Below are 24,196 nucleotides of genomic sequence, written 5' to 3'. Positions count from 1 at the left end.
CGCCGTACGGCGACGGGTCCGGCACCGGCGCCACCACCACGCCCGTAAGGCGACCGGCCCCGCACCAGCGCCGCACCACCGCCACCGCCACCCACCCGGTACGGCGGCCCCTTGAGGCCGAACCGCCTGACACCAACCCACATCCGGCGGCCACCGCTCAACCGACGACAGCCTGGAGGACTTTCATGGACGCCTGGGAAGAGCTCGTCACCTCGGCCCTGCTCGGCACCGATCGACGACCGCCCGCGTCGCCGGCGCTGTCCGGTGCGGCGACGGCCGCTGACGACGCGCCCGTCGTCCTGCTCGACGCCGCGGCCCTTCACACGGTGCGCCGCAGGGCGGGGCTGCGCCCCGGGCCCGCCGCCCCCGCGCCGGAGCCCGCGCCCGCCGATGACCGCCGGCCGCTGCCGGAGGCGGCCCGTCGCCGCCTCGGCCGGCTGCTCGCGGACCGGGCGGCCCCGGCCCCGTCCGGCGGGCGCCGGGGAGCCGCGCCCGACCTCGCCGAGCTGCTCCCGCAGTGGCTCGCCGCCGCCAACGAGCACGGCTACAAGGCGCCCGCGTCCGCGCTGCCCGCCCTCCTCGACGCCGCCCGCGCCCGCACCGACCTGCGGCCCCAGGCCCTGGCCCTGGCCGGGCCGCGCGGACTGTGGCTCGCCGGGCTCAACCCGGAGTGGAAGTTCGCCCTGCGCGGTGCGTCCGGCAGCGCCGTACTGCCCGACGCCCGGGACGACGAGGCGGTCCGGGCCCTGTGGGAGGAGGGCCTGTTCGCCGAACGGGTCGCGCTGCTCTCCTCCCTGCGGGCGGCGGACCCGGCGGCGGCGCTCTCCCTGCTCCGCTCCACCTGGCCTGCCGAACGGGCCGAGGACCGGCTGATGTTCGTGGACTCCCTCCGGAGCGGACTCTCCGACGCCGACGAGGAGTTCCTGGAGGCGGCCCTCTCCGACCGCAGCCGCAACGTCCGTTCCACGGCCGCCGAACTGCTCTCCGCACTGCCAGGATCGGCGCTCGCCGGCCGCATGGCACGCCGGGCCGCGTCCTGCGTCAGCCTGGACCGTACGGAGGGGGCCGAGACGATCGTCGTCGAGGCGCCGCACGAGTGCGACGCGGGCATGCGGCGGGACGGCCTGATACCCACCCCGCCGACCGGGCGGGGCGAGCGGTCCTGGTGGCTCGGCCAGCTCGTCGAGTCGGCGCCGCTGGCCTGCTGGCCGGCCCGGTTCGGCGGGCGCGGCCCCGAGGAGATCGTGGCCCTGCCCGTCGCCGACGAGTGGCGGGCCGAGCTGCACGCGGCCTGGTGCCGGGCCGCCGTACGGCAGGGCGACGCCGCTTGGTCGAGGGCGCTGCTCGGGCGCCCGTCGGCTCCGCCCGCGACGGGGCCGGGCACGGCGTCCCTCGCCGAACGCGCGAAGCTCCTCTCGACCCTGCCGGACGAGGAGCGGGCCCGCTGGGTCGCCTCCTTCATCGCGGCGCACGGCCTGTCGGAGGCGTTCCAGCTGCTCGGCGTCTGCGCGGTTCCGTGGGCGGAACCCCTAGGCGGCGCGGTGATCGACGCCCTGGACATCGCGCGGGAGGCGGGCAGCTACCCATGGAGCTTCAGCGGCGTGATGGGCCTGGCCGAACGCTGCCTCTCCCCCGACGCGGCACCCCAACTGGAGTCCCTCACCGCTCTCCCCGCCGAACCGGAGGACGCCTCACCGGGGGCGGGCGGTTACTGGTCCGAGGCGTTCCAGCGCCTGGTGTCCACGCTGCGCTTGCGCGCGGAGATGCTCGCCGAGCTGACGGCCTGAGACCGGCCCCGGAACTGACGCACAGGCCCGACAAACCCGCCCATCCGGCCCCGGCTACCGGCTACCGGCTGTCGAGCCCGACCGCTCGACAGCCGGTGGTCCGCCGGCTCGGATGCTCTGAGCCCGCGTCACGCCGTACACCACGGCTGCCCGAGGCGCACCTCGGCCGGCCGGCGCCTGAAGGTCCACGACCTCCAAGCACCCGCCGCGCAGCGGCCTCGCGGCCCCGCCGCTACGCCGCGACCCGTACGTTCGCGTTGACCCAGTCGACGATCGACGCCGTCGTCGCGCCCGGGGTGAAGATCGCCGCGACGCCCTTCTCCTTCAGCGGCGCGATGTCCGCGTCGGGGATGATCCCGCCGCCGAAGACCTTGATGTCCTCCGCGTCGCGCTCCTTCAGGAGCTCCAGGACCTTCACGAAGAGCGTGTTGTGCGCACCCGAGAGGATCGACAGGCCGATCGCGTCGGCGTCCTCCTGGATCGCCGTGTCGACGATCTGCTCGGGCGTCTGGTGCAGGCCGGTGTAGATGACCTCCATACCGGCGTCGCGCAGCGCCCGCGCGATCACCTTGGCCCCGCGATCGTGGCCGTCGAGACCCGGCTTGGCCACCACCACGCGGATCGGACCGGTCACACCCATCACTGCCTCCACATGCGACCCCCGGGCCTGGTGGCCGGGGAGGTGAACGAACGTTATCGCCAGCATCCCGCAAGCGGCCGTTTCGCGGTGGGCAGCGAGGGGGAAATCACACGGAGGGACATGTTCGCTCTGCGCCGCACCCTTCCCGGGCCCTCCCTCCTGGGCCCTTCAGCCGCAACCGGGTCGTGCGCAAGGGAGCCGCGACGGGGATCGCGGGCCCCGGGCCGTAGGCACGGGCGCCCGGCGCACCGACCGCCGTACGGCGCCCGCGTGCCGTTCGGGAGGCCGCTCATGGTGCTCACCAGGCTCACCAAGGTCACGACCGCGCTGAAGGCCAACGCCCTGGAGCTGGCGATCCTCACCGGCCACATGCTCCTGTACCCCTCCGGAATCGTCCGGGAGCGGCCCGTGACCGTGTCCGCCTCGGGGCAGGGCTCCGGCCGCCCCGTGGTCCTCCTCCACGGCCTGGTCGACAACCGGTCCGTCTTCGTCCTCCTGCGCCGCGCGCTCATCCGCAACGGCCGTGACTGCGTCGACTCGCTCAACTACTCTCCGCTCACCGGCGACCTGCGGACGGCGGCCGACCTGCTCGGCCGCCGGATCGAGGAGCTCTGCTCCCGCACCGGGCACGAACGGGTCGACCTCGTCGGGCACAGCCTCGGCGGACTCATCGCCCGCTATTACGTACAGCGACTGGGCGGTGACGCGCGGGTACGCACGCTGGTCATGCTCGGCACCCCGCACGCCGGAACCACCGCCGTCCCCTGGGCCGGCGCTCATCCCCTGGTGCGGCAGATGCGGCCCGATTCCGAGGTGCTGCGGGAGCTGGCCGGGCCCGCCCCCGGCTGCCGGACTCGCTTCGTCAGCTTCTGGAGCGATCTGGACCAGGTGATGGTCCCGGTCGAGACGGCCTGCCTCGACCACCCCGACCTGCTGGTCCACAACGTGCGCGTCAGCGGGATCGGGCATCTCGCCCTGCCCGTGCATCCGACGGTGGCCGCCGGGATCCTGGAAGCGCTCGACGAGGAGGAGCGGGAGAGCGACGCGCCGGGGGAGCCCGGAGCCACCTCCGTCGCCTGACGTTCCGCCAGAAGAAGTCTGTTCTTCGAACGTTCCTCGAACACAGAGCCAAAGCTCTTCCCTCAGGCCGCCGAAACACGGCCGATTGCCCGTTTCCTGCGGACCCAAAACCCTCCGAAGATTGTCGCTTGCGCATACCGCCGGGTACAGTCGCGCCACTGCTTACCCCCGGGACACCCCTCGTCGGGCCCGCCCCGGACTGGTCCTGCCGCCGAGGCGAGAGAGAAGTTGGTGAACGACCAGCACCCCCACGCCGGATACGTCGGAGACGACGCCCACACCACCGGCAGCTTCGCCACCGACCCGCTGTTCGGCGCCCTCCCGGGCGGTTACGAAGCAGGTCACAGCGGTCAGTACGACACCACCCAGTGGAACGGCGGCCAGCAGTGGGACGCCGGCACGTACGACACCTACGTCGCGCCACAGCCGATCCCCCAGCAGTACGACGCCACGGGTCAGTACGACACCACCGGGCAGTGGGACGCCACCGCCTGGAGCGAGGCGCAGCAGACCGGCCAGTACGAGACGGCGCACCTCTCCTCGTACGACACCACCGGTCAGTGGACGACCCCCTCCTTCGACACCGGTACGTACGACGCCACCGCCTGGAACTACGCCGCCGCGCCCGAGCCCGAGCCGCAGGTCGCCGAGCCCGTCGTTCCGCAGCAGTACACCCCCGCGTACGAGTTCGTCCCGGACCAGGGCGCCGGTCACGGCACCGGCCACGGTGACGAGCACACCACGGAGGCCGAGCACACCGCGCAGTTCGAGGCCGTTCCTGCCGACGAGCAGCCGTACGACTACGGCTACGACTACGAGAGCCCGGCGGAGGCCGCGGAACCGACCGTCGAGATCCTCACGGAGTCTCCGGCCACCCCCGCCGCCCGCCCCGTACGCCGCTCCTCCGGCGGCAGCCGCGGCCGTCGCCGTACCCCCGCCAAGCGTTCGGCGCTCCTCACCGTCGCCGTCCCGTCTGCCTGCGTGATGGGTGTCGCCGGCATCGCCGCCGCCTCCGTCGGCGGGCTCGCCGAAGCCGGCGAGACCAAGGACGACACGACCGCGCTGGCCGCGGCCGATCCGTCGTCGGTGAAGCCGGTCGCCGCCAACAACGAGCTGGACACCCAGCTCGCGGCGCTGAGCGCCGAGGCCCGCGACTTCGGCGACCGCGCCAGCCGCACCCAGGAGCGCATCGACCTCAAACTGCGGCAGGAAGCCGAGCGGAAGAAGCGCGAGGAGGAGGCGGCCCGCAAGGAGGCGATGCGTCCGAAGTTCGCGCTGCCCGTGAAGCTGCACCAGCTCAGCGCCCGTTACGGCCAGGCCGGCGTCAACTGGATGTCCGTGCACACCGGTATCGACTTCCCGGTCCAGTACGGCTCCAAGGTGATGGCCGCGACCGACGGCACCGTCCGTACTCAGTGGAACAGCGCCTACGGCAACATGGCGATCGTGACCGCCGAGGACGGCACCGAGACCTGGTACTGCCACCTGAGCAGCACCAAGATCCGCTCCGGCAAGGTCAAGGCCGGTGACGTCATCGCGTACTCCGGCAACTCCGGCAACTCCACCGGCCCGCACCTCCACTTCGAGGTACGGCCGAACGGCGGGGCGGCGATCGACCCCGAGTCGTGGCTGCGCAGCCACGGCCTCAGCCCGACCGGCTGACGTACACCCGGCACAGAGCGAAGGGCCCCGGCCGAAGCCGGGGCCCTTCCTCGTGTGCGTACGGTCAGCCGTTCAGAGCTTCTCGACCGGCGCGTACCGCAGCAGCAGTCGCTTCGGCTTCTCGTCGCCGAAGTCGATCGTCGCCTGGGCGTCCGCGCCCACGCCCGTCACCTGCATGACCGTGCCGAGGCCGAACTGGTCGTGCGTGACCCGGTCGCCGACCTGCAGTGCGATCACCGGCTTCTCGCCGGCGCGGCGCGTCGCGAAGCCCGAGGGGCCGGTGCGCGAGCGCGAGGAGGAGAGCTGGGAGGTGATCCCCGAGGTCGGCCCGGCGGGCTTCACCATCGGACCGGTCCGCTTCCACTCCAGATACGTCGCCGGGATCTCCTCCAGGAAGCGCGAGGCCGGGTTGTACGAGGGCTGGCCCCAGGCGCTGCGCATCGAGGAGCGGGTCAGATAGAGCCGCTCGCGGGCGCGCGTGATGCCCACGTACGCCAGGCGCCGCTCCTCCTCCAGCTCCTTGGTCTGGCCGAGCGCGCGCATGTGCGGGAAGACGCCGTCCTCCATGCCGGTCAGGAAGACCACCGGGAACTCCAGGCCCTTGGCGGTGTGCAGGGTCATCAGCGTGATGACTCCGGACCCCTCCTCGTCCTCGTCGGGGATCTGGTCGGAGTCGGCGACGAGGGCGACCTGCTCCAGGAACTCGGCGAGGGTCCCGCCCTCTTCCCCGCGCTCCTGCTCGAACTCCAGGGCCACGGCGGCCAGTTCCTGGAGGTTCTCGATCCGGGTCTCGTCCTGCGGGTCGGTGGAGGCCTGCAGCTCGGCGAGATAGCCGGTCCGCTCCAGTACGGCCTCGAGGACGACGGCCGGGCCCGCGCCGGAGTCGACGACGGTGCGGAGCTCCTCCATGAGGGCGTTGAAACGCTTGACGGCGTTGGCGGAGCGGGCCGCCATGCCGTACGCCTCGTCGACCCGCTTCAACGCCTGCGGGAAGGTGATCTTCTCCCGCAGGGAGAGGGCGTCGATCATCGCCTCGGCGCGCTCGCCGATGCCCCGCTTGGGGACGTTGAGGATGCGGCGCAGCGGGACGTTGTCCTCGGGGTTGGCGAGCACGCGCAGGTAGGCGAGGACGTCGCGGACCTCTTTGCGCTCGTAGAAGCGCACACCGCCGACGACCTTGTACGGCAGGCCGACGCGGATGAAGATCTCTTCGAAGACACGGGACTGGGCGTTCGTACGGTAGAAGACGGCGACGTCGCCGGCCTTCGCCTCGCCCGCGTCGGTGAGCCGGTCGATCTCGTCCGCGACGAACTGGGCCTCGTCGTGCTCGGTGTCCGCGACATAGCCGGTGATCCGCGCGCCCGCGCCCGCGTTGGTCCACAGGTTCTTGGGGCGACGGCTCTCGTTGCGCTCGATGACGGCGTTGGCGGCGGAGAGGATGGTCTGCGTCGAGCGGTAGTTCTGTTCGAGCAGGATCGTCGTCGCGTCGGGGTAGTCCTCCTCGAACTGGAGGATGTTGCGGATGGTCGCGCCTCGGAAGGCGTAGATCGACTGGTCCGCGTCACCGACGACGCACAGCTCGGCGGGGCCCAGGTCTTCGTAACCGGTGCCGACCAGTTCCCGTACGAGGGTGTACTGGGCGTGGTTGGTGTCCTGGTACTCGTCGACGAGGACGTGGCGGAAGCGGCGGCGGTAGTGCTCGGCGACGTCCGGGAACGCCTGGAGCAGGTGGACCGTCGTCATGATGATGTCGTCGAAGTCCAGGGCGTTGGCCTCGCGCAGCCGCGCCTGGTACATGCGGTACGCCTCGGCGAGGGTCTTCTCGAAGCCGTCGGCGGCCTGGTCGGCGAAGGTCTCCTCGTCGATCAGCTCGTTCTTCAGGTTGGAGATCTTGGCGCTGAACGACTTCGGCGGGAACTTCTTCGGGTCGAGGTCCAGGTCCCGGCAGACCAGCGCCATCAGGCGCTTGGAGTCGGCGGCGTCGTAGATCGAGAACGAGGACGTGAAGCCGAGCCTCTTCGACTCGCGGCGCAGGATGCGGACGCACGCGCTGTGGAAGGTCATGACCCACATGGCGTTGGCGCGCGGGCCGACGAGATGCTCGACCCGCTCCTTCATCTCGCCGGCGGCCTTGTTGGTGAAGGTGATCGCCAGTATCTGGCCCGGGTGGACGTGCCGGGTGGCCAGGAGGTGGGCGATGCGGTGCGTGAGCACCCGGGTCTTGCCGGAGCCGGCTCCGGCGACGATGAGCAGCGGGGTGTCGGTGTGCGTGACGGCGGCGCGCTGCTGTTCGTTCAGCCCCTCCAGGAGCGCGGCGGCGTCCACGACGGGGCGCGGGGCTCCGTCGCGGTAGTGCGCGTCCCTGGCCGGGGGCACGTCGAACCGGCCCCCGAAGAGGTCGTGCGGGACCTCCGCCTCGGCCGGGGCGCCGTGCTCGTGGTCCTCGGGCGGGGGCGGGGGCTCCTCCGAGGAGTGGTTCTGGAGGCTTGCCAGGAAGCTGTCGTCAAAGAGGCTGCTCATCGCTTATCGAGTCTAGGCCGCCGCACTGACAGCCCGCTGCCACCTCTCGAAGTGAGGCCGAACTCACCGAGGGTGATCATCCGCTTCAGGTCACGAAAATGTATCGGGCATATCGAACATCGGTCTTCCCAGTGGCCGTACGGGTTGGCTAGCGTGCTCCGCCAAGCAGCCCGTCCCCTTCGACGGCGAATCACGCCGAGCGGGCGGCCCACGCCGAACCCGGCCCTGCCGCGAGGCAGTCGCGCCCGTGGGCACCGGCGTCCACGGAAGGAGATGCCGGTCTTGGCGTCCCATCGCAAGCCGCGCAGCACACGTCAGCACTCCCCCGCCGTCGGGGTCACGACGGCCGCTCTCGCCTCGGTCACGCTGCTGTCCACGCAGAGCGCCGGGGCGGCCCCCGCGGCTCCGGCGAAGCCGACGGTGGAGGAGATCCAGAAGAAGGTCGACGACCTCTACCGGCAGGCCGGCACGGCGACCCAGGAGTACAACCGGGTCAAGGAAGCCACCGACCGGCAGCGGCGCACGGTCGACCGGGTCCTGGACGACGTGGCGCGGCGGACCGACGCGGTCAACGAGTCGCGCCGGACCCTCGGCTCGTACGCGGCGGCGCAGTACCGGGCGGGAGCGGTGGGACCGACGGCTGCGCTGATCTTCGCGGACAGTCCCCAGTCCTACTTCGACCAGACCCACCTGATGAGCCGGCTCTCCGAGCGGCAGCGCGGCGCGGTGGCGGACTACGAGAACAAGCGGGCCGAGGCGGCGGAGCGGCGCGCGGAGGCGACGCGGAGCCTGGAGAGCCTCACCGCGTCGCAGGCGGCGCTGCGCACCAGCAAGCAGACGGTCCAGCGCAAGCTGGCCGAGGCGCGTACGCTCCTGGCCCGGCTCACGGCCGAGGAGAAGGCACGGCTCGCGGAGCTGGAGCGCAGGCGCGAGGCGGAGGCCCGGCGGCTTGCGGAGGAGCGGGCCGAGGCGGAGGCCCGGCGGCAGGCGGCGGCCGTGGCGGAGCGGCGGCGGCAGGAGGAGGCGGCCCGGCGGCAGCAGCCGCCCGGGACGCCCGCGACCACTCCGCCGCCCACCGGCGGCGCCACCTCCCCGTACGCGGTCAAGGCCGCGAAGGCGCTGGCGTTCGCGCGGGGCCAGATCGGCAAGCCGTACGTGTGGGGAGCGACGGGTCCGAGCTCGTACGACTGCTCCGGCCTCACCCAGGCCGCCTGGAAGGAGGCGGGCGTCGACCTGCCCCGTACCACCTGGGACCAGGTGGAGGCGGGGGCACGGGTCGCGACGGACGATCTGCAGCCGGGCGATCTCGTCTTCTTCTACGACGACATCAGCCATGTGGGCCTCTACATCGGCGGCGGGAAGATGATCCACGCGCCGAAGCCGGGCGCGAACGTGCGCGAGGAGTCGGTCTTCTCCATGCCGATCCACGGCGGCGTGCGCCCGGCCTGAGGCGTCAGCGGACGGTCAGGTCCACAGGGTCGTCAGGTCCACAGGGTCGCGATGAAGATGTTGGCGACGGTCAGGCCGCCGACCGCGCCGAAGAGGCCCTTGGCGACCCTTTCCTCGTCCCGCTTCACATAGACGAGGGCGAGGATGACGACGAGCACCGCCATCTTGACGCCGATCTTCACGTTGTCGACGGTCTGGTCGTCCGCCTGGTTCAGGCCGACCAGGGCGATGCCCGTGACCAGCATGGTCAGCGCGCCGTGCAGCATCGCGGGGACGAAGCGGGCCGTGCCCGCGCCCATCGCCTTCATCTGCGTGAGGAACCCGCCGAGCAGGGACGCGATTCCGATGATGTGCAGGGCGACGAAGACATTGATGAGGACGTCCATGGGGCGGAGCCTAACCGGGCCATAGCACCGCCCTCCGGTCGGGGCCGTCTTCTCCGGCGCATCGGTCGCTCCCGAGCCGGAAAGCGGTGCCCACCCGTCGCCGGGGCCGGACGAGATCGGTCCCGGAGCGTCAACTGGCGCCAATAGCGGTCATCTCTCCGCCGGGCCGTGACGGGCGGGTTTAGCGTCCTGCCCCAGGTGGTCGGCTCCCACCACCGCCGGTCCTTCCGGCGGCGCCGACCGCCCCCGCCGAGAAAACCCGGCGGCGGCCCGTCTCCCCTGTGCGGGCCGCCGTCGGGCCCGGCGGGCATCGACCCCCACAGGGAGAGGATGTGACCCGCCCTCGTGGCAGCGCACCGGAAGCCCCAGCAGTACCCCCTCGGCGGCCGGGCGGCACGGACCGCCGCCACACTCGCTCTCGCCTCTGCGGCGACGGCGACGGTGTTCGAGGGCTCCGGGCACGCCGAGCCCCGGCCGCCCCCCGCCCAGGTGAAGGCGCAGGTCGACCGGCTGTACCAGGAGGCCGAGGTGGCCACCGAGAGGTACAACGCGGCGAAGGAGAAGGCCACCGAGGCGCGGAGCTCGCTGGACCGGCTGCGGGACGAGGCGGCTCGCCGGACCGAGCGGCTCAACACCCTCCGCAGCGGCCTGGGTGCGATCGCCACCGCGCAGTATCGTTCCGGCGGTCTGGATCCCGCCGTGCGCCTGGCCCTCACCTCCGACCCCGACCAGTATCTGGCGCGCGCCGCGATCGCCGAGAAGGCCGGGGAGCGGCAGGCCGCCGCCCTCGGCTCCGTACGCCGGGAGCTGACCGGGATCGGACAGTTGCGCGCCGAGTCCACGCGGCGGCTGACGGAGCTGCGCGATCACGAGGCCGAGCTGCGCCGGCAGGAGACGGCCGTACGGGCCAAACTCGGCGAGGCCCGCACACTCCTGGCCCGCCTGACGGCCGAGGAGCGGGCACGGTACGAGGCGGCGGCGACGGGATCGGGGCGGCTCGGGGCGGCGGATCCGAGCAGTGCGTCCGGGGGCCGGGCCGACCGGGACTCCCTGGCACGCGGGCCGGTGACGGCGCCGAACACCCGCGCCGCGCAGGCCGTCTCCTTCGCCCAGGGCCAGCTGGGCAAGCCGTACATGTGGGGGGCCACGGGTCCTTCGGCGTACGACTGCTCGGGGCTGACGCAGGCGGCCTGGCGAGCCGCGGGCGTCGCGCTGCCCCGCACCACGTACACGCAGATCAACGCCGGGCGGCGTATCTCACGCTCCGAACTGGCCCCGGGCGACCTGGTGTTCTTCTACTCGGGCATCAGCCACGTGGGCCTCTACATCGGCGGCGGGCAGATGATCCACGCACCACGACCGGGCGCCCCGGTGCGGGTGGCGCCGATCGACGAGATGCCGTTCGTCGGCGCGACCCGGGTGGGGTGACGCCCCGGCCCGGGCCTCCCGGCCGGCCCGGCCCGGGGGGCGGGGCGTGGGCGCGGGCGCGGGCGCGTCATGGCGCGGCGGGTCAGACCAGGCGGCGGGCGGTCGCCCAGCGGGTCAGCTCGTGCCGGTTGGAGAGCTGCAGCTTGCGCAGCACCGCGGAGACATGCGACTCGACCGTCTTCACCGAGATGTAGAGCTGTTTGGCGATCTCCTTGTACGCGTATCCACGGGCGATCAGCCGCAGCACCTCCCGCTCCCGCTGGGTGAGGCGGTCCAGGTCCTCGTCCACCGGCGGGGCGTCCGTCGAGGCGAAGGCGTCCAGGACGAATCCGGCCAGACGCGGGGAGAACACCGCGTCGCCGTCCTGGACCCGGAAGATCGAGTCGACCAGATCCGTACCGGTGATCGTCTTGGTGACATAGCCACGGGCACCGCCCCGGATGACACCGATGACGTCCTCCGCCGCGTCGGAGACCGAGAGGGCCAGGAAGCGGACCGGGTTCTCGGGCGCGGCCATCAGGTTCGCGCAGCGGCGTAGCACCTCGACCCCGCCGCCACCCGGCAGATGCACGTCCAGCAGGACGACCTCGGGACGGGTGGCGGTGATCACCGTGACGGCCTGGTCGACATCGGCGGCCTCGCCGACGACCTCGACACCGGTGACGTCGGTCCGGCCGATCTCGGCCCGCACGCCGGTGCGGAACATCCGGTGGTCGTCGACGAGGACGACCCGCACCCGGCGCTCCTCGGTCGGCGCCTCCGTCGTCCCGGTCCCGGTCTCGTCGCTCATCCGTCCGCCCTCTCCATCTCAAGCTCCACTTCGGTGCCCCCTCCCGGCACGGACCGCAGCCGCGCCGAACCGCCGTTGCGCTGCATCCGGCCGATGATCGATTCTCGTACGCCCATCCGGTCCTCGGGCACCGAGTCCAGGTCGAAACCCGGCCCCCGGTCGCGGACGGAGACGAAGACCGTACGGCCCTCGACCTCGGCGTAGACCTGCACCGCCCCTCCCTCGCCACCGTACTTGGCGGCGTTGACCATCGCCTCGCGCGCGGCCTGCATCTGCGCGGCCAGTTTCTCGTCGAGCGGGCAGTCGCCGACGACCACGACCTCCAGCGGGACGCCGTGCTGGTCCTCGACCTCGGCGGCGGCCTTCTTCACCGCCTCCGCGAGGGTGTCGGGCTCCTCGTCCTCGTCCTTGCCCGTCCCCTCCGGCTTGTACAGCCAGTTCCGCAGCTCCCGCTCCTGTGCGCGGGCGAGCCGGCGCACCTCCCCGGGCTCGTCCGCGTTCCGCTGGATGAGGGTGAGGGTGTGCAGGACGGAGTCGTGGACATGGGCCGCGACCTCTGCACGCTCCTGGGCGCGGATGCGCATGGTCCGCTCCTCGGAGAGGTCCTGCGACATCCGGACCAGCCACGGCCCGGCGAGCAGGGCGATGCCCGTGAGCACGGCTATCGCGGCGGTGAACGCCGTGCCCAGCTGGGCAGCGGAGCCCCGGACCACCATGAAGGCGGTCAGGCCGAGGCCGACCAGGGCGACGCCCGCGAAGCCGCGGGCGAGTTGGAGCGTGCGCCGCCGGCGGCCCGGCTCCGTCCAGCTGGCCCGGCGGGCGTTGTCCGCCTGCCGCCAGACGAGCACCACACCGACGCCGATCAGCAGCGTCGGCCAGACGTAACGGTCGGCCTGGTTGCCGAAGTCGACGTTGCCGACGAAGACGGCGGCGCCGAGCGCCAGGGCGATCAGCGCGAAGACCTGGCCGCGGTCCGGCTTGCGCAACCGCCGCCGACCGTCCGCCGTCGTCTCGAACACGGGCCGCGGCGTGGCCCGTCCACCGACACCCAGCGGGACGACGATCCAGAAGACCGCGTACAGCAGGGCGCCGAGCCCGTCCGCGAGGAGCAGCGCCACGAACACGGCGCGGACCCAGACGACGGGCAGCCCGAGATGTCCCGCGAGGCCGCGTGCGACACCACCGAGCCACCGTCCGTCGGCGCTCCGGTAGAGCTTGCGCACGGGCGGTTCGTCGGTCTCGGAGACACGGGCGGCTGCTGGCATACACCGATCGTCACACGCCCTCCCAGGCCCGGACATCAGGGTCGGCCCCTGAGATGGCCCCTAGGTGAATGGCCCCGGGGACGCGTCGGGGTGGGCGGGCGGCGGAATATCAGGGTCGGGCCAGGGTCGGTCCCGGTGCCGCCGGGGTTCACGGGCCGTCACCATGGACGCATGACGAGTTCGACGCCTTCCTCGCACGAGGCCCCGCCGCCGGCGGAGGCCCACGCCGTCGCGCCGCTGCGCCGCTCGCCGGGGCACAAGGTCGTGGGCGGGGTGTGCGGTGGTCTCGGGCAGCACTTCGACCTCGATCCGGTGATCTTCCGGACCGCGATCGGTGTGCTGTCGGTGACCGGCGGCATAGGGCTGATCTTCTACGGCTTCGCGTGGCTGCTGATCCCGCTCGCGGGTGAGGAGGAGAACGAGGGCCGCAAGCTGCTCTCCGGCCGGGTCGAGGGTGCCTCGCTCGCCGCGCTGCTGATGGCCCTGGTCGGCTGCGGCGTGTTCCTGTCCATGCTGCACAACGGCGGCACGATCGCGTTCGCGATGATGCTGTCGACAGCGGTGTGCGGGGCGGCCGTCTGGTCGCAGCGGCGTCGGCAGGCCGTGGGCGGCGACGCGGAGAGCCGGCTGGACGCGGCGACCGCCGCCGCGGTCGCCGAGGCGCCGCCGGAGGCCAAGGCGCCGCCGCTCGTGGAGTTCACGTCCTGGTGGAAGGACCCGATCGTCAAGGACGGCTCGACCGGCCCCATAGCCGTCGGCTATCTCTGGGGTCCGCACGGGGTGGACGCCGACGGGCTGACCGCGGACGGCGAGCGGCCGGTGCCCGGCAGCCAGTGGGGCACGTGGGTCCCGGAGTCCGGTCGGCCGGCCCCCGTCACTCCCGCGGCCCGGCGCGGTCCCCGCTCCATCGGCGGCCTGGTCCTCTTCCTGGCCCTGGTGGCGGGCGGCCTGGGCACGTTCCTGGCGTGGGAGGGGCATCCGCTGGGGACGAGCGTGCAGATCGGGCTCGTGGCGGCGCTGGCGGTCTTCGGCCTGGGACTGGTGCTCGCCAGCTTCCTCGGCCGGACCGGCTTCGGCACGATCTTCATGACCGTGGTCACGGCCGGCCTGCTCGCGGTGGCGGCGGCGCTGCCGAAGCAGATATCCACGGACTGGGCCCGTACGGACTGGCGACCGGCGTCGGTCACCGCCGTCCAGCCGCGGTACGAACTGGGCACGGGCGTCGGCACGCTCGACCTGTCCCGGCTGGCGGTCCCCTCGGGCACGACGGTCGGCACCACGGTGGAGGTGGGCGCCGGAAAGCTGGAGGTGGTCGTCCCGGAGAACGTGACCGTGAAGGTGCGGGCGCAGGTGGGTCTCGGAGACCTGCGGCTGCCGCAGCAGCCGCCCGGCGACATCGACATCGCGCCGGACCGCGACGAGACCCGTACGCTCACCCCTCCGGAGGGCACCGCCCCCGCCGGAACGCTCGACCTCTCCCTGGAGGTCGGTCTCGGACAGGTGGAGGTCACCCGTGCTGCTTCATGAGTTCCGTCCGGGGCGTCTCGTCGCCGGCGCGACCGCCCTCGCCCTCGCGGTCCTCTACGCGGGCGACGCCGCCGACGCCTGGGTCGCGCCCTGGTACGGCGTGATCCCGGTGCTCTGCGGCGGGCTGGGCGCGGCCGCCCTGGTGACCTGGGTCGCCTACCGCATACGCCGCCGGTCGGCGCGGACCGCGTCGAGCGAGAACATCGAGGCCCCGGCGAGCACGAGCGGCAGCCAGGACATCAGATAGGCGAGGTCGTTCCCGTAGTAGTACGGGTCGCTCTGCCAGCTGACGGTCAGCCAGAGGCTCAGGGAGATCAGCGCCCCGCCGAGGGCGGCCAGTCTGGCGAAGAGCCCGACCAGGGTTCCGATGCCGACGGCCAGCTCACCCAGCGCGATGGTGTACCCGAAGCCGACGGGGTTCTCGAGCGCCAGGTCGACGAGGGCGGGCACGGCGGAGCTGTCCCGGACGCCCCGCATCATCTCGCCGATCGATCCGTTGCCGGTCTCGGCCATGAAGGAGGAGTCGGTGAGCTTGTCCAGACCGGCGTAGATGAAGGTGACGCCGAGGAAGACGCGCAGCGGCAGGAGCGCGTACCGCGAGGCGGTCTCCCTCCACCCGGCCGCGCCTCCGCCGCGACCGCCCGCGCGACCGCCCCCGCCGGGGCCGTACGAACCGTTCGTCCGCCGCATTCGTGCCATCGCCGGCCCGCCTCTCCACGCCACCCGCCAGTGTCCGGGGAATCGATTGTCCTCGGACGCCCCGTATCTGGATACGTGGGAGACCCGCCGGTGGTTCAGGCGGGCAGGCGGTCCCGCCCGGACGGCTCAGTCGACGACGTCGATCGTGACCCGGTTGGACTCCGCGCCGGCGGCGGTCACCACCCAGACCTCCACCCGTCCCGGCTCGACGTCCGCCGGGAGCGGCACGGTGAGGGACGCGTCGGTCGGGTTGGCGAAGCCGCCGGGGACGGGAACCAGCGGGACGCGGGCGTGGACCGTGCCGATGCGCACGACCAGGCGGGTGAGCGGGTCGGGGCCGTGCCCGCCCGGTGGGACGAAGCCGACACCCCGGATCTCGATGTCGTCGCCGGTACGGATCGGGGCGTCCAGGTCGCCCGCCTCCCGGGAGCGGACGACGGAGAGGATCACGGGCCGGCCGCCCTCGACGCACTTCCCGGCGAGATAGCCCGCCGCGGAGAGGGCGACGAGCAGCACCAGGGACCAGGGAGGCACCGGCAGGCGGTCGGGTTCACGCGCCAGCCGCACGGCGCACAGGAGGAGGACGGCGGTGGAGACCAGGACGTACTGGAGGTCGGTGAAGCAGGCGCGGCCGTCGTCGTCGGAGACGAGGTCGGCGGCCCGGGGGCGGTCGGCCCGGACTTTCTGCAGCCGCTGCCCCAGGATCCTTCCCCACACGATCCGGCGGACGGCGACGGCCACCGCCGACGTCACGGCGAAGGCCGTGAGCAGCCCGGCGGAGCGCGCGAGCCCGAGGCCGACCCCGTCGGCTCCGGTGATCAGGCGCAGCGTGAGGAAGAGGAGGGCGTAGAGGGTGAAGAGGAGCCAGCCGGCGGCGACGGCGCGGGAGGTGGAGAGCCGGTTGTCCTCGCCGATGAGCGGCGCGAGGATTCCTCCGTGTGCCCGGTGGGCGTGGGCGGCGCCGGTGAGCAGGCCGGCCAGGGCGAGCGCGGCGCCCAGCGCCGCGGTGCGCGGACCCGTCCATCCGGTGCCGACCGCGGTGAGCGCCTGCCCGAGGAGCAGCGCGACGACAGCGCCCCAGACGGCCCCGAAGGTGGCCGGACGCACACGCCGGAGCCATGCCTCGCCCGCCTCGCGGCCGCGGGTGGCGACGGTACGGGCGGACTGGCCGAGTTCGTCGGAGACCCACTGGCGGGAGGCGACCGGTGAGTGGGCGACGGCGGCGGGCACGCCGTGCCCCGCGGCGAGATCGTCGCGCAGGGCGAGGAAGGCGGCGACGGCACGCCGGTGCCCCGCTCGCCCGCCCGGTACGCATGGCCCGGCGTCACCGCACAGCGTCGACTCCTGGCACCGTCTCGCCTCTTGCACCGCCACGGCGCTCACTTCCCGATCCGTCAACCAGCCGTCGATCCTTGGCAATTGTCCCGCACCGGAACGCTCCTCGCGTGCTCCGAGCGCCCCGCGCGAGAGTGATTGAACAGTCATCACATTGACGTAAAGGCACGTCCTACGACAGGAGTTCGGGCTCCGTGCGGCTGATCCCGCGCCACAGCGGCTGGTAGTTGATCCATGCGGCGAGATCGGTGCCGAGCTGCTCGCGGGTGGCCAGCGCCTGCCGGTGGCCGATCGGCACCGGCTTGCCCGCGGCTCGCGCGGTCAGCTGCACCTGGGCGCAGCGCTCCATCGTGATGAACCACCAGGCGGCGGCGTCGACGGTGGCGCCGACCGTCAGCAGCCCGTGGTTGCGCAGCACGATCGCCTTGTACGGGCCGAGGGCAATGGCGATCCGCCGTCCCTCCTCCGGGTCCACCGCGACCCCGGTGTAGGCGTCGAACAGGGCGTGGTCCTGGTAGAAGCCGCAGGCTTCCTGGGTGATCGGCTCGATCAGCTCGCCGAGGGCGGCGAGCGCCCGCCCGTAGGTGGAGTGGGTGTGCGCGACGGCGACGACCTCGGGCCGGGCCCGGTGCACCTGGGCGTGGACGGTGAAGGCCGCCTGGTTGACGTGATGAGCGCCGTGGAGGACCTGCCCGTCGCCGTCGACCAGGAGCAGCTCGCTCGCGGTGAGCTCGGCGAACGGCACCCCGAAGGGGTTCACCCAGTAGCAGTCGGGGAACTCCGGGTCCCGGGCGGTGACGTGACCGGACACACCCTCCTCGTATCCCAGCCGCCCGAAGAGTCGAAGGGCGCCCGCGAGTCTCCGCTTGCGGTACGCCCGCTCCTCTTCCGCGGTCTCGTGGACGGGCGGCAGGGCGAAGCGGAGCTGCTCGACCGGTACCGGCGCGGGTGTCTGGCTCATGGGCGGGAAGGTAGCTCCGAGCCGTGCAACTGACCAGAGGGGTCACACGACGACCGCAGCGATCGACCGGGGGTCACACGGCGAAACCGCCGCCCCGTGGAGACGGGACGGCGGTTTCAGACGCGTACGGGAGGGGTCACTCCCACTCGATGGTGCCCGGCGGCTTGCTGGTCACGTCGAGCACGACGCGGTTGACGTCGGCGACCTCGTTGGTGATCCGGGTCGAGATCTTCGCGAGCACGTCGTACGGCATGCGCGTCCAGTCCGCCGTCATGGCGTCCTCGGAGGAGACGGGGCGCAGCACGATCGGGTGGCCGTAGGTCCGGCCGTCGCCCTGCACGCCCACGGAGCGCACATCGGCGAGCAGCACGACCGGGCACTGCCAGATGTCGCGGTCGAGACCGGCGGCCGTCAGCTCCTCGCGGGCGATGGCGTCGGCCTCGCGCAGCAGGTCCAGGCGCTCCTTGGTGACCTCGCCGACGATCCGGATGCCCAGGCCGGGGCCCGGGAAGGGCTGCCGCTGGACGATCTCGTCCGGCAGGCCGAGCTCCTGGCCGACCATACGGACCTCGTCCTTGAAGAGCTGGCGCAGCGGCTCGACGAGCTCGAACTCCAGGTCCTCGGGGAGGCCGCCCACGTTGTGGTGGGACTTGATGTTCGCCGTGCCGGTGCCGCCACCGGACTCGACGATGTCGGGGTAGAGCGTGCCCTGGACGAGGAAGGCGACGTCCTCGCCGGCGCCGGCCGACTCGGCGACGATCTCGGCCTGCGCCTGCTCGAAGACGCGGATGAACTCGCGGCCGATGATCTTCCGCTTCTCCTCGGGGTCGGAGACCCCCGCGAGCGCGGTGAGGAATCGCTCCTGCGCGTCGACGACCTTCAGCTGGACGCCGGTCGCGGCGACGAAGTCCTTCTCGACCTGCTCGGTCTCGTCCTTGCGCATCAGACCGTGGTCGACGTACACGCAGGTCAGCTGCGAACCGATGGCCTTCTGCACGAGCGCCGCGGCAACCGCCGAGTCGACGCCGCCGGAGAGACCGCAGATGGCGCGCTTGGTGCCGACCTGCTCGCGGATGGCCGCGACCTGCTCCTCGATGACGTTGCCCGTGGTCCACGTCGGCTGGATGCCGGCGCCACGGTAGAGGAAGTGCTCCAGGATCTGCTGGCCGTGCGTGGAGTGCATCACCTCGGGGTGGTACTGCACGCCGTACAGCTTCTTCTCGTCGTTCTCGAAGGCGGCGACCGGTACGACGTCCGTGGACGCGGTGACGGTGAAGCCCTCGGGGGCGGCGGAGCAGGCGTCGCCGTGCGACATCCACACGGACTGCTCGGTCGGCGTGCCCTCGAAGAGGGTGGAGCCGGCCTTGGAGACGTGCAGCGGCGTACGGCCGTACTCGCGGGCTCCGGTGTTGTCGACGGTGCCGCCGAGGGTGGTCGCCATCAGCTGGAAGCCGTAGCACATGCCGAAGACCGGGACACCGGCCTCGAACAGTTCTCGGTCCAGGCGCGGGGCGCCCTCCGCGTACACGGACGACGGGCCGCCGGAGAGGATGATCGCCTTCGGGTTCTTGGCCAGCATCTCGGCCACCGGCATGGTGGACGGGACGATCTCGCTGTAGACCCGGGCCTCACGGACTCGGCGGGCGATGAGCTGGGCGTACTGGGCGCCGAAGTCGACAACGAGGACTACGTCCGGGTTGGAGACGTCGGGCGCGGCAGCGGGAGTCGCTGATGACACTACGGCGGCCTTCCGGCGGTAGGAGAGGTTCCCCGAAAGAGGGGGGCTATTTGTCGATTCTACCGGCGCGCCGGTGTCGCTTTTCGTCTCACCATCCGAACCGGGTTTGGCCGCGAGCGCGGGGCGCGGTCCATACTGTCCGCATGCGCAAGCTCACGACCTTCGTCTTTACCTATGGCACCGGCCCGTCCGGCTGCCATGGTCGTGCTGCTTGATCTGACAAGCGACTTCCCAGGCGCCCCGGGCCGACAAGGCCCGGGGCGTTCTGTCGTTTCCGGGCCGTGCCGCTCCGGGGCCCTCCGCACCCGACACCACGAGGAGCCCCCGATGACCACCACGATCACCACGACCGCCGCCACGATCACCACGACCGCCGCCACGAAGACCCCGCCCGCGAAGACCGTGACGGAGAAGACCGTGACGGAGAAGACCGGCGCCCGTACCGACGAGGCCGCCGCGCTCATCGGAGACGCCCGCGAGCGGATCGACGCGCTCGACGACCGGATCATCGGCCTGATCCAGGAACGGATGGCCGTCTCGGCCGTGATCCAGGAGGCCCGGATCGGCTCGGGCGGCCGCCGGGTGAACCTCGCGCGCGAGATGGAGGTCCTCGGCCACTACAGGGACGCGCTCGGCAAGCCGGGCACCACCCTCGCGATGACCGTGCTCGAACTGTGCCGGGGCCGGGTCTGACCCGCGAGGACGGGGGTGCGGACCTGAGTTCGGACCCGCTCTCACCCGTACGGCGCGTGACCGGCTCCCGCACCCCTTCGTTGGTCCCGGTGTCCGTGCCAGCCAGGGGCGGGCCCGAAGAAACCACGCGTGGCTCCGCTGGGGCGTGTGGCGTACCACCGGTACGTCGTGGGACCTCGCCCCAGCGCGTGTGACCGGACGGCAGGGGACAGCAGCCCGGTCACCCATGAAGAGCGGTCGGCCCCGGGGACGCCCTGGGCCGACCGCAACCGGCCCGACGGGTGCCCGGCCGCATCCGCCCAGCACGATGAGATCCACCCCCGCGTTCCGTCCCGCCCCTCCAGTCCCTGAGTCCCCTCCTTCTCCGCTGCGGCGCCTCCTCCCCCCGGGCGCCGCTCTCCGCCGGCACCGCCACCGCCCTGACACCGGTGCCGCCCAAGGGCCCCGCCGCGCGCACCACATCGCGCCGCGGGGCCCTTGCCGTACGCGAAGCCAGCTGGGAGTGACGCGCGTCACACGACGATTCCGTGTATCCGCTACAACCAATCCCCCCGGTCACAGGTCATGCATGCGGCACCACCAGAAGCTGGAGAGGCGCTGCACTCGGAGGGGGGTGCAGCGCCTCTTCCGTGCATGGGGCCTGTCTGGTCAGGTCACGGCGGTGTCGGGGCTCCTCCGCGCCTGCCTCGGCGGGACCGCCGGGATGCCCAGGAACGGCAGGTTCAGCGCGCCGAAGGCGTCCGCCGGGACCGCCGGGGACTTCGGCGCGACCGGGGCGAGCCGGACGTACCCCTCGCCCTGGCGCGGACGCGGATCCTCCTCGCCCTTGTTCGGCCAGAAGGACATCGCCCGCTCCGCCTGCGCCGTGATCGTCAGCGAGGGGTTGACGCCGAGGTTGGCGGAGACCGCCGCCCCGTCGACGACCGAGATGCCCGGGTGGCCGTAGAGGCGGTGGTACGGGTCGATGACACCGGACTCGGCGTCGGCGCCGATCGGGCAGCCGCCGAGGAAATGAGCGGTCAGCGGGGTGCCCATCAGCTCGCCGATGTTCGAACCGGCGAAGCCGTTGATCTCCTCCGCCATCAGGGAGGCGGCGCGGGTGGCCGCCTCGATCTGGGTCGGGTTCGGGGCGCCGTGCCCCTGGCGGGCGGTGAGCAGGCCCTTTCCGAGGCCGCCGGGCTTGCGGTAGGTGGTGAGCGAGTTGTCCAGGGACTGCATCACCAGGCCGATGATGGTCCGCTCCGACCAGCGGCGGTTGGAGAGGGCGCGCAGGGCCAGGGCGGGGTGCTTGACCATCTCCAGGAGCCACTTGCGGACCCGGTGGGCGCCGTAGGGCACCTGGAGGACGGTCAGGCCGCCCATGGAGTTCGAGCCCTTGCCGTAGCGGACCGGCTCGATGTGGGTGTTCTCGTCCGGGTGGATCGACGAGGTGATCGCGACCCCTCTGGTGAAGTCGACCCGGTCCTTGCCGTGCCGTCTGCGGTAGCGCCGGTCGGTGGTCTGCGAGCCCACCAGCGCCTCGGAGTTGGTACGGGTCAGCTCGCCGAGGCGGCCGGAGATCCGGGGCAGCAGGCCGGAGTCCTTCATCCGGTGCAGCAGGGTCTGGGTGCCGTACGTGCCGGCCGCGACCACCACCCTGCGGGCGGTGAAGGTCCGCCCCGCGCCCTTCCTCCGGTTGTCGGTCGGGAGGGTCTTGACGGCGTAGCCGCCGCGCGAGTCCTCGGTGAGGGCGACGACCGACGTCATGGGGTGGACGACGGCGCCGGCCTTCTCCGCGAGGTGGAGGTAGTTCTCGTTCAGGGTGTTCTTGGCGCCGTGCCGGCAGCCGGTCATGCACTCGCCGCACTCGGTGCACGCCTTGCGGGACGGGCCGGCGCCCCCGAAGTACGGGTCGGCCACCTCGCCGCCCGGCTCCGCCCTGGCCGTGCCGTCGGCATCGTCGCCGTCGCCGAAGAAGACGCCGACCGGCGCCATGTGGAAGGTGTCGCCGATCCCCATCGACTGGGCGGTGGCCTTCAGGTGCACGTCGGAGGGGGTCATCGTCGGGTTGAGCCGCACGCCGAGCATCCGCTTGGCCTGGTCGTAGTACGGGGTGAGCTCGTCCCGCCAGTCGGTGATGTCCCTCCACTGCGGGTCCTCGAAGAACGGCGCGAGCGGCTCGTAGAGGGTGTTGGCGTAGTTGAGGGAGCCGCCGCCGACGCCGGCGCCCGCGAGCACCATGACGTTGCCGAGGAGATGGATGCGCTGGATCCCGTACAGACCGAGGGCGGGGGCCCAGAGGAAGTTCTTCAGGTCCCAGGAGTTCTTCGGCAGGGTCGCACGCGTGAAACGGCGGCCGGCCTCCAGGACGCCGACCCGGTAGCCCTTCTCGGTCAGGCGCAGGGCCGTGACCGAGCCGCCGAAGCCGGAACCGACGACGATGACGTCGTAGTCGTACGCACCGTCGTCTTCCTGATTCTGGGCAGGGGGTACCGCGGTCATGGCTCTCCTCGTACGTGAAAGTGCGGGAACGGGCGGATGCGGGCGATGCGGACGGGACGTGCGGATGCGGCGGCGGGTGTCAGCGCAGGCGCAGGGCCTTCATCGCCTTCAGGGACACGCTCATGAACGCGGCGTACTTCTCGTCGTCCATGCCGAAGGACGGCGCGAGTGGGATCAGCCGCTGCTGGGCGACGGTCTGGGCCTCGGTGAACTTGAGGATGCCCTCCGAGCCGTGGCGCCGCCCCAGGCCGGAGTCCTTCATGCCGCCCATCGGCGCCTGGACGCTTCCGTACGCCGGGGCGTACCCCTCGTTGATGTTGACCGTGCCGGTGCGCAGCCGGGCGGCGATGGCGTGGCCGCGGCGCGCGTCCCTGGTCCAGATGGAGGAGTTGAGGCCGTACGGCGTGGCGTTGGCGAGCTCGACGACCTCGTCCTCGTCCTTGAAGCGGTAGATCGAGACGACGGGGCCGAAGGTCTCCTCGGTGCAGACGGCCATCGGCGCCTCGACGCCGTCGAGGATGGTCGGCTCGTAGAAGAGCGGGCCGATGTCGGGGCGGGCGACGCCGCCCGCGACGACCTTGGCGCCCTTGGCGACGGCCTCCTCGACGTGCCGGGTGACCGTCTCCAGCTGCCGACCGCTGACGAGGGAGCCCATGTCGGCGCCGTAGGCGAGGGAGTTGCCGAGCCGCATCGCCTTCGTGCGGGCGGCGAACCGGGCGACGAAGTCGTCGGCGACCGACTCGTGCACGTACAGCCGCTCGATGGAGATGCAGAGCTGTCCGGCCGAGGAGAAGCAGGCGCGGACGGCGCCGGCGGCCGCCTTCTCGATGTCGGCGTCCTTCAGGACCAGCATGGCGTTCTTGCCGCCGAGTTCGAGCGTGACACCGACGAGACGGGCGGCGGCGCCCTGCGCGACCTCGCGGCCGGTGCGGGTGGAGCCGGTGAAGGAGACGTAGTCGGCGTGCTTGACGACCTCGGGGCCCACCACCGGTCCTTCGCCGAGGACGACCTGGAAGACCTCGGCCGGCAGCCCCGCCTCGATGAGCAGGTCCCGGGCCCACAGCGCCGTGAGGGCGGTCTCGGTGTCCGGCTTCATCACCACGGCGTTGCCCGCGACGAAGGCGGGCAGCGCGTCGCCGACGGAGAGCTCCAGCGGGTAGTTCCAGGGGGCGATCTGGCCGACGACCCCGCGCGGCTGGCGCAGCTCGGTGACCTTGGTGAGGGTCGGTACGACACCGGTGTGGTGCTTGGGGCGCAGGTAGGAGGGGGCCTTGCGGCCGTAGTGGCGGGCGGCGACGGCGACCGCCAGGACCTCCTCGTGGGCGTGGAGCCGGGCCTTGCCCGTTTCCAGCTGGATGAGGTCGAGCACCTCGGCCTGGCGCTCCAGGACCAGGTCGTGGAAGCGGAGCAGGACGGCGGCGCGGGCCCGGACCGGGGTCGCGGCCCAGACGCCCTGGGCGGCGCGGGCGCGGGCGAACGCCTCGGCGACGTCCTCGGGGGTGGACTCGGGCAGCTCGGCGAGCTTCTCGCCGGTGAACGGGGTGTGGTTCGCGGTACGGCCGGAGCCGACGACCCCGCGAGTGAGCTGGGCGACCACCTCGGGCGTCACCACGTCGGCCGCGGTGCGCGCACCGGCGGGCGAGGGCGCGAGGGGGTTCGTACCGGTGGTGGTGACCGCCGTGAGCGTGGTGGCGCGAGCCTGCGAGTCCGTCATGAGGGCGAGAGTAGGCCGCATCCCGGTCTTTGGGTACCCGT

Annotated in this window: 19 protein-coding genes; 8 read left to right on the top strand and 11 right to left on the bottom strand. The window is 72.4% G+C overall.

Going from position 1 to position 24,196, the window contains the following annotated elements; all coding sequences use genetic code 11:
* Positions 1–185 precede the first annotated feature (185 nt).
* The gene (locus tag ACIRB4_RS02655; RefSeq protein ID WP_403287987.1) at positions 186–1,787 is read left to right on the top strand and encodes a DUF5691 domain-containing protein; all 1,602 of its coding nucleotides are present in this window, start codon (positions 186–188) and stop codon (positions 1,785–1,787) included.
* 232 nt (positions 1,788–2,019) lie between these two features.
* Here ACIRB4_RS02655 and ACIRB4_RS02650 read toward each other — a convergent pair whose 3' ends face one another.
* Positions 2,020–2,427 carry a cobalamin B12-binding domain-containing protein gene (locus ACIRB4_RS02650; RefSeq protein WP_128976030.1) on the bottom strand — a complete coding sequence of 136 codons (408 nt, stop codon included), beginning with the start codon at positions 2,425–2,427 and terminating at the stop codon, positions 2,020–2,022.
* A gap of 291 nt (positions 2,428–2,718) precedes the next feature.
* Between ACIRB4_RS02650 and ACIRB4_RS02645 the strand changes: the two genes are divergently transcribed.
* Both ACIRB4_RS02645 and ACIRB4_RS02640 read left to right on the top strand, forming a co-directional pair.
* Positions 2,719–3,507 (top strand): lipase family alpha/beta hydrolase, encoded by a 789-nt coding sequence (locus ACIRB4_RS02645; RefSeq protein WP_403287986.1) that lies wholly within the window; start codon positions 2,719–2,721, stop codon positions 3,505–3,507.
* 231 nt (positions 3,508–3,738) lie between these two features.
* The gene (locus ACIRB4_RS02640; protein ID WP_403287985.1) at positions 3,739–5,169 is read left to right on the top strand and encodes a peptidoglycan DD-metalloendopeptidase family protein; all 1,431 of its coding nucleotides are present in this window, start codon (positions 3,739–3,741) and stop codon (positions 5,167–5,169) included.
* A 72-nt stretch (positions 5,170–5,241) separates the two neighbouring features.
* Here ACIRB4_RS02640 and pcrA read toward each other — a convergent pair whose 3' ends face one another.
* Positions 5,242–7,689, bottom strand: coding sequence for a DNA helicase PcrA (gene pcrA, locus ACIRB4_RS02635; RefSeq protein ID WP_403287984.1), 2,448 nt, complete (start codon positions 7,687–7,689; stop codon positions 5,242–5,244).
* A 273-nt stretch (positions 7,690–7,962) separates the two neighbouring features.
* On the opposite strand from pcrA, the gene ACIRB4_RS02630 reads away from it, so the two are divergent.
* On the top strand, positions 7,963–9,138 hold the full coding sequence (locus ACIRB4_RS02630; protein ID WP_403287983.1) for an NlpC/P60 family protein: 1,176 nt from the start codon (positions 7,963–7,965) through the stop codon (positions 9,136–9,138).
* A 32-nt stretch (positions 9,139–9,170) separates the two neighbouring features.
* Here the strand turns inward: ACIRB4_RS02630 and ACIRB4_RS02625 are convergent, their stop codons facing one another.
* Positions 9,171–9,524: a hypothetical protein gene (locus ACIRB4_RS02625; protein ID WP_403287982.1), complete on the bottom strand. Its 354-nt coding sequence runs from the start codon at positions 9,522–9,524 to the stop codon at positions 9,171–9,173.
* A 345-nt stretch (positions 9,525–9,869) separates the two neighbouring features.
* Here ACIRB4_RS02625 and ACIRB4_RS02620 point away from each other — a divergent pair, with 345 nt between their 5' ends.
* The gene (locus ACIRB4_RS02620; protein WP_403287981.1) at positions 9,870–10,952 is read left to right on the top strand and encodes an NlpC/P60 family protein; all 1,083 of its coding nucleotides are present in this window, start codon (positions 9,870–9,872) and stop codon (positions 10,950–10,952) included.
* An 82-nt stretch (positions 10,953–11,034) separates the two neighbouring features.
* On the opposite strand, the gene ACIRB4_RS02615 is transcribed toward ACIRB4_RS02620, so the two are convergent.
* The gene (locus ACIRB4_RS02615) at positions 11,035–11,742 is read right to left on the bottom strand and encodes a LuxR C-terminal-related transcriptional regulator (RefSeq protein WP_403287980.1); all 708 of its coding nucleotides are present in this window, start codon (positions 11,740–11,742) and stop codon (positions 11,035–11,037) included.
* Positions 11,739–13,007, bottom strand: coding sequence for a PspC domain-containing protein (locus ACIRB4_RS02610; RefSeq protein WP_403287979.1), 1,269 nt, complete (start codon positions 13,005–13,007; stop codon positions 11,739–11,741). Before ACIRB4_RS02610 ends, ACIRB4_RS02615 begins: the two co-directional genes overlap by 4 nt.
* Positions 13,008–13,178: 171 nt before the next feature.
* Between ACIRB4_RS02610 and ACIRB4_RS02605 the strand changes: the two genes are divergently transcribed.
* Both ACIRB4_RS02605 and ACIRB4_RS02600 read left to right on the top strand, forming a co-directional pair.
* Entirely contained in the window at positions 13,179–14,534 is a 1,356-nt protein-coding gene (locus tag ACIRB4_RS02605; RefSeq protein ID WP_403287977.1) for a PspC domain-containing protein, read from the top strand.
* Entirely contained in the window at positions 14,521–14,781 is a 261-nt protein-coding gene (locus tag ACIRB4_RS02600) for a hypothetical protein (protein ID WP_403287976.1), read from the top strand. Before ACIRB4_RS02605 ends, ACIRB4_RS02600 begins: the two co-directional genes overlap by 14 nt.
* Here ACIRB4_RS02600 and ACIRB4_RS02595 read toward each other — a convergent pair.
* The 4 genes from ACIRB4_RS02595 to guaA form a co-directional block, all read right to left on the bottom strand.
* Positions 14,691–15,233 carry a DoxX family protein gene (locus ACIRB4_RS02595; RefSeq protein ID WP_403287975.1) on the bottom strand — a complete coding sequence of 181 codons (543 nt, stop codon included), beginning with the start codon at positions 15,231–15,233 and terminating at the stop codon, positions 14,691–14,693. The genes ACIRB4_RS02600 and ACIRB4_RS02595 overlap by 91 nt on opposite strands.
* A 126-nt stretch (positions 15,234–15,359) precedes the next feature.
* The gene (locus ACIRB4_RS02590) at positions 15,360–16,607 is read right to left on the bottom strand and encodes a hypothetical protein (protein ID WP_403288649.1); all 1,248 of its coding nucleotides are present in this window, start codon (positions 16,605–16,607) and stop codon (positions 15,360–15,362) included.
* Positions 16,608–16,740: 133 nt separating this feature from the next.
* Positions 16,741–17,529, bottom strand: a complete 789-nt coding sequence (locus ACIRB4_RS02585; RefSeq protein WP_403287974.1) for a class II aldolase/adducin family protein — start codon at positions 17,527–17,529, stop codon at positions 16,741–16,743.
* Between the two features lie 136 nt (positions 17,530–17,665).
* Positions 17,666–19,267 (bottom strand): glutamine-hydrolyzing GMP synthase, encoded by a 1,602-nt coding sequence (gene guaA / locus ACIRB4_RS02580; RefSeq protein ID WP_403287973.1) that lies wholly within the window; start codon positions 19,265–19,267, stop codon positions 17,666–17,668.
* A gap of 327 nt (positions 19,268–19,594) precedes the next feature.
* On the opposite strand from guaA, the gene ACIRB4_RS02575 reads away from it, so the two are divergent.
* Positions 19,595–19,960, top strand: a complete 366-nt coding sequence (locus ACIRB4_RS02575) for a chorismate mutase (protein ID WP_403287972.1) — start codon at positions 19,595–19,597, stop codon at positions 19,958–19,960.
* Between the two features lie 648 nt (positions 19,961–20,608).
* Here ACIRB4_RS02575 and ACIRB4_RS02570 read toward each other — a convergent pair.
* Both ACIRB4_RS02570 and ACIRB4_RS02565 read right to left on the bottom strand, forming a co-directional pair.
* On the bottom strand, positions 20,609–22,441 hold the full coding sequence (locus ACIRB4_RS02570; RefSeq protein ID WP_403287971.1) for a GMC oxidoreductase: 1,833 nt from the start codon (positions 22,439–22,441) through the stop codon (positions 20,609–20,611).
* Between the two features lie 79 nt (positions 22,442–22,520).
* Positions 22,521–24,155, bottom strand: coding sequence for a succinic semialdehyde dehydrogenase (locus ACIRB4_RS02565; protein WP_403287970.1), 1,635 nt, complete (start codon positions 24,153–24,155; stop codon positions 22,521–22,523).
* Positions 24,156–24,196: the final 41 nt, after the last annotated feature.

Origin of the sequence: Streptomyces sp. NPDC093600, assembly GCF_044764755.1 — a bacterium.
GTDB lineage: Bacteria > Actinomycetota > Actinomycetes > Streptomycetales > Streptomycetaceae > Streptomyces.
The sequence above is the reverse complement of the archived record's forward strand: the minus strand, read 5'-3'. Positions and strand labels throughout refer to the sequence as shown.

Bases quoted from the DNA above. Each gene is read 5' to 3' on its own strand.
- ACIRB4_RS02655 (WP_403287987.1), top strand. From the start codon at position 186: ATGGACGCCTGGGAAGAGCTCGTCACCTCGGCCCTGCTCGGCACCGAT.
- ACIRB4_RS02650 (WP_128976030.1), bottom strand. From the start codon at position 2,427: ATGGGTGTGACCGGTCCGATCCGCGTGGTGGTGGCCAAGCCGGGTCTC.
- ACIRB4_RS02645 (WP_403287986.1), top strand. From the start codon at position 2,719: ATGGTGCTCACCAGGCTCACCAAGGTCACGACCGCGCTGAAGGCCAAC.
- pcrA (WP_403287984.1), bottom strand. From the start codon at position 7,689: ATGAGCAGCCTCTTTGACGACAGCTTCCTGGCAAGCCTCCAGAACCAC.
- ACIRB4_RS02630 (WP_403287983.1), top strand. From the start codon at position 7,963: ATGCCGGTCTTGGCGTCCCATCGCAAGCCGCGCAGCACACGTCAGCAC.
- ACIRB4_RS02625 (WP_403287982.1), bottom strand. From the start codon at position 9,524: ATGGACGTCCTCATCAATGTCTTCGTCGCCCTGCACATCATCGGAATC.
- ACIRB4_RS02615 (WP_403287980.1), bottom strand. From the start codon at position 11,742: ATGAGCGACGAGACCGGGACCGGGACGACGGAGGCGCCGACCGAGGAG.
- ACIRB4_RS02610 (WP_403287979.1), bottom strand. From the start codon at position 13,007: ATGCCAGCAGCCGCCCGTGTCTCCGAGACCGACGAACCGCCCGTGCGC.
- ACIRB4_RS02605 (WP_403287977.1), top strand. From the start codon at position 13,179: ATGACGAGTTCGACGCCTTCCTCGCACGAGGCCCCGCCGCCGGCGGAG.
- ACIRB4_RS02595 (WP_403287975.1), bottom strand. From the start codon at position 15,233: ATGGCACGAATGCGGCGGACGAACGGTTCGTACGGCCCCGGCGGGGGC.
- ACIRB4_RS02585 (WP_403287974.1), bottom strand. From the start codon at position 17,529: ATGAGCCAGACACCCGCGCCGGTACCGGTCGAGCAGCTCCGCTTCGCC.
- ACIRB4_RS02575 (WP_403287972.1), top strand. From the start codon at position 19,595: ATGACCACCACGATCACCACGACCGCCGCCACGATCACCACGACCGCC.
- ACIRB4_RS02570 (WP_403287971.1), bottom strand. From the start codon at position 22,441: ATGACCGCGGTACCCCCTGCCCAGAATCAGGAAGACGACGGTGCGTAC.
- ACIRB4_RS02565 (WP_403287970.1), bottom strand. From the start codon at position 24,155: ATGACGGACTCGCAGGCTCGCGCCACCACGCTCACGGCGGTCACCACC.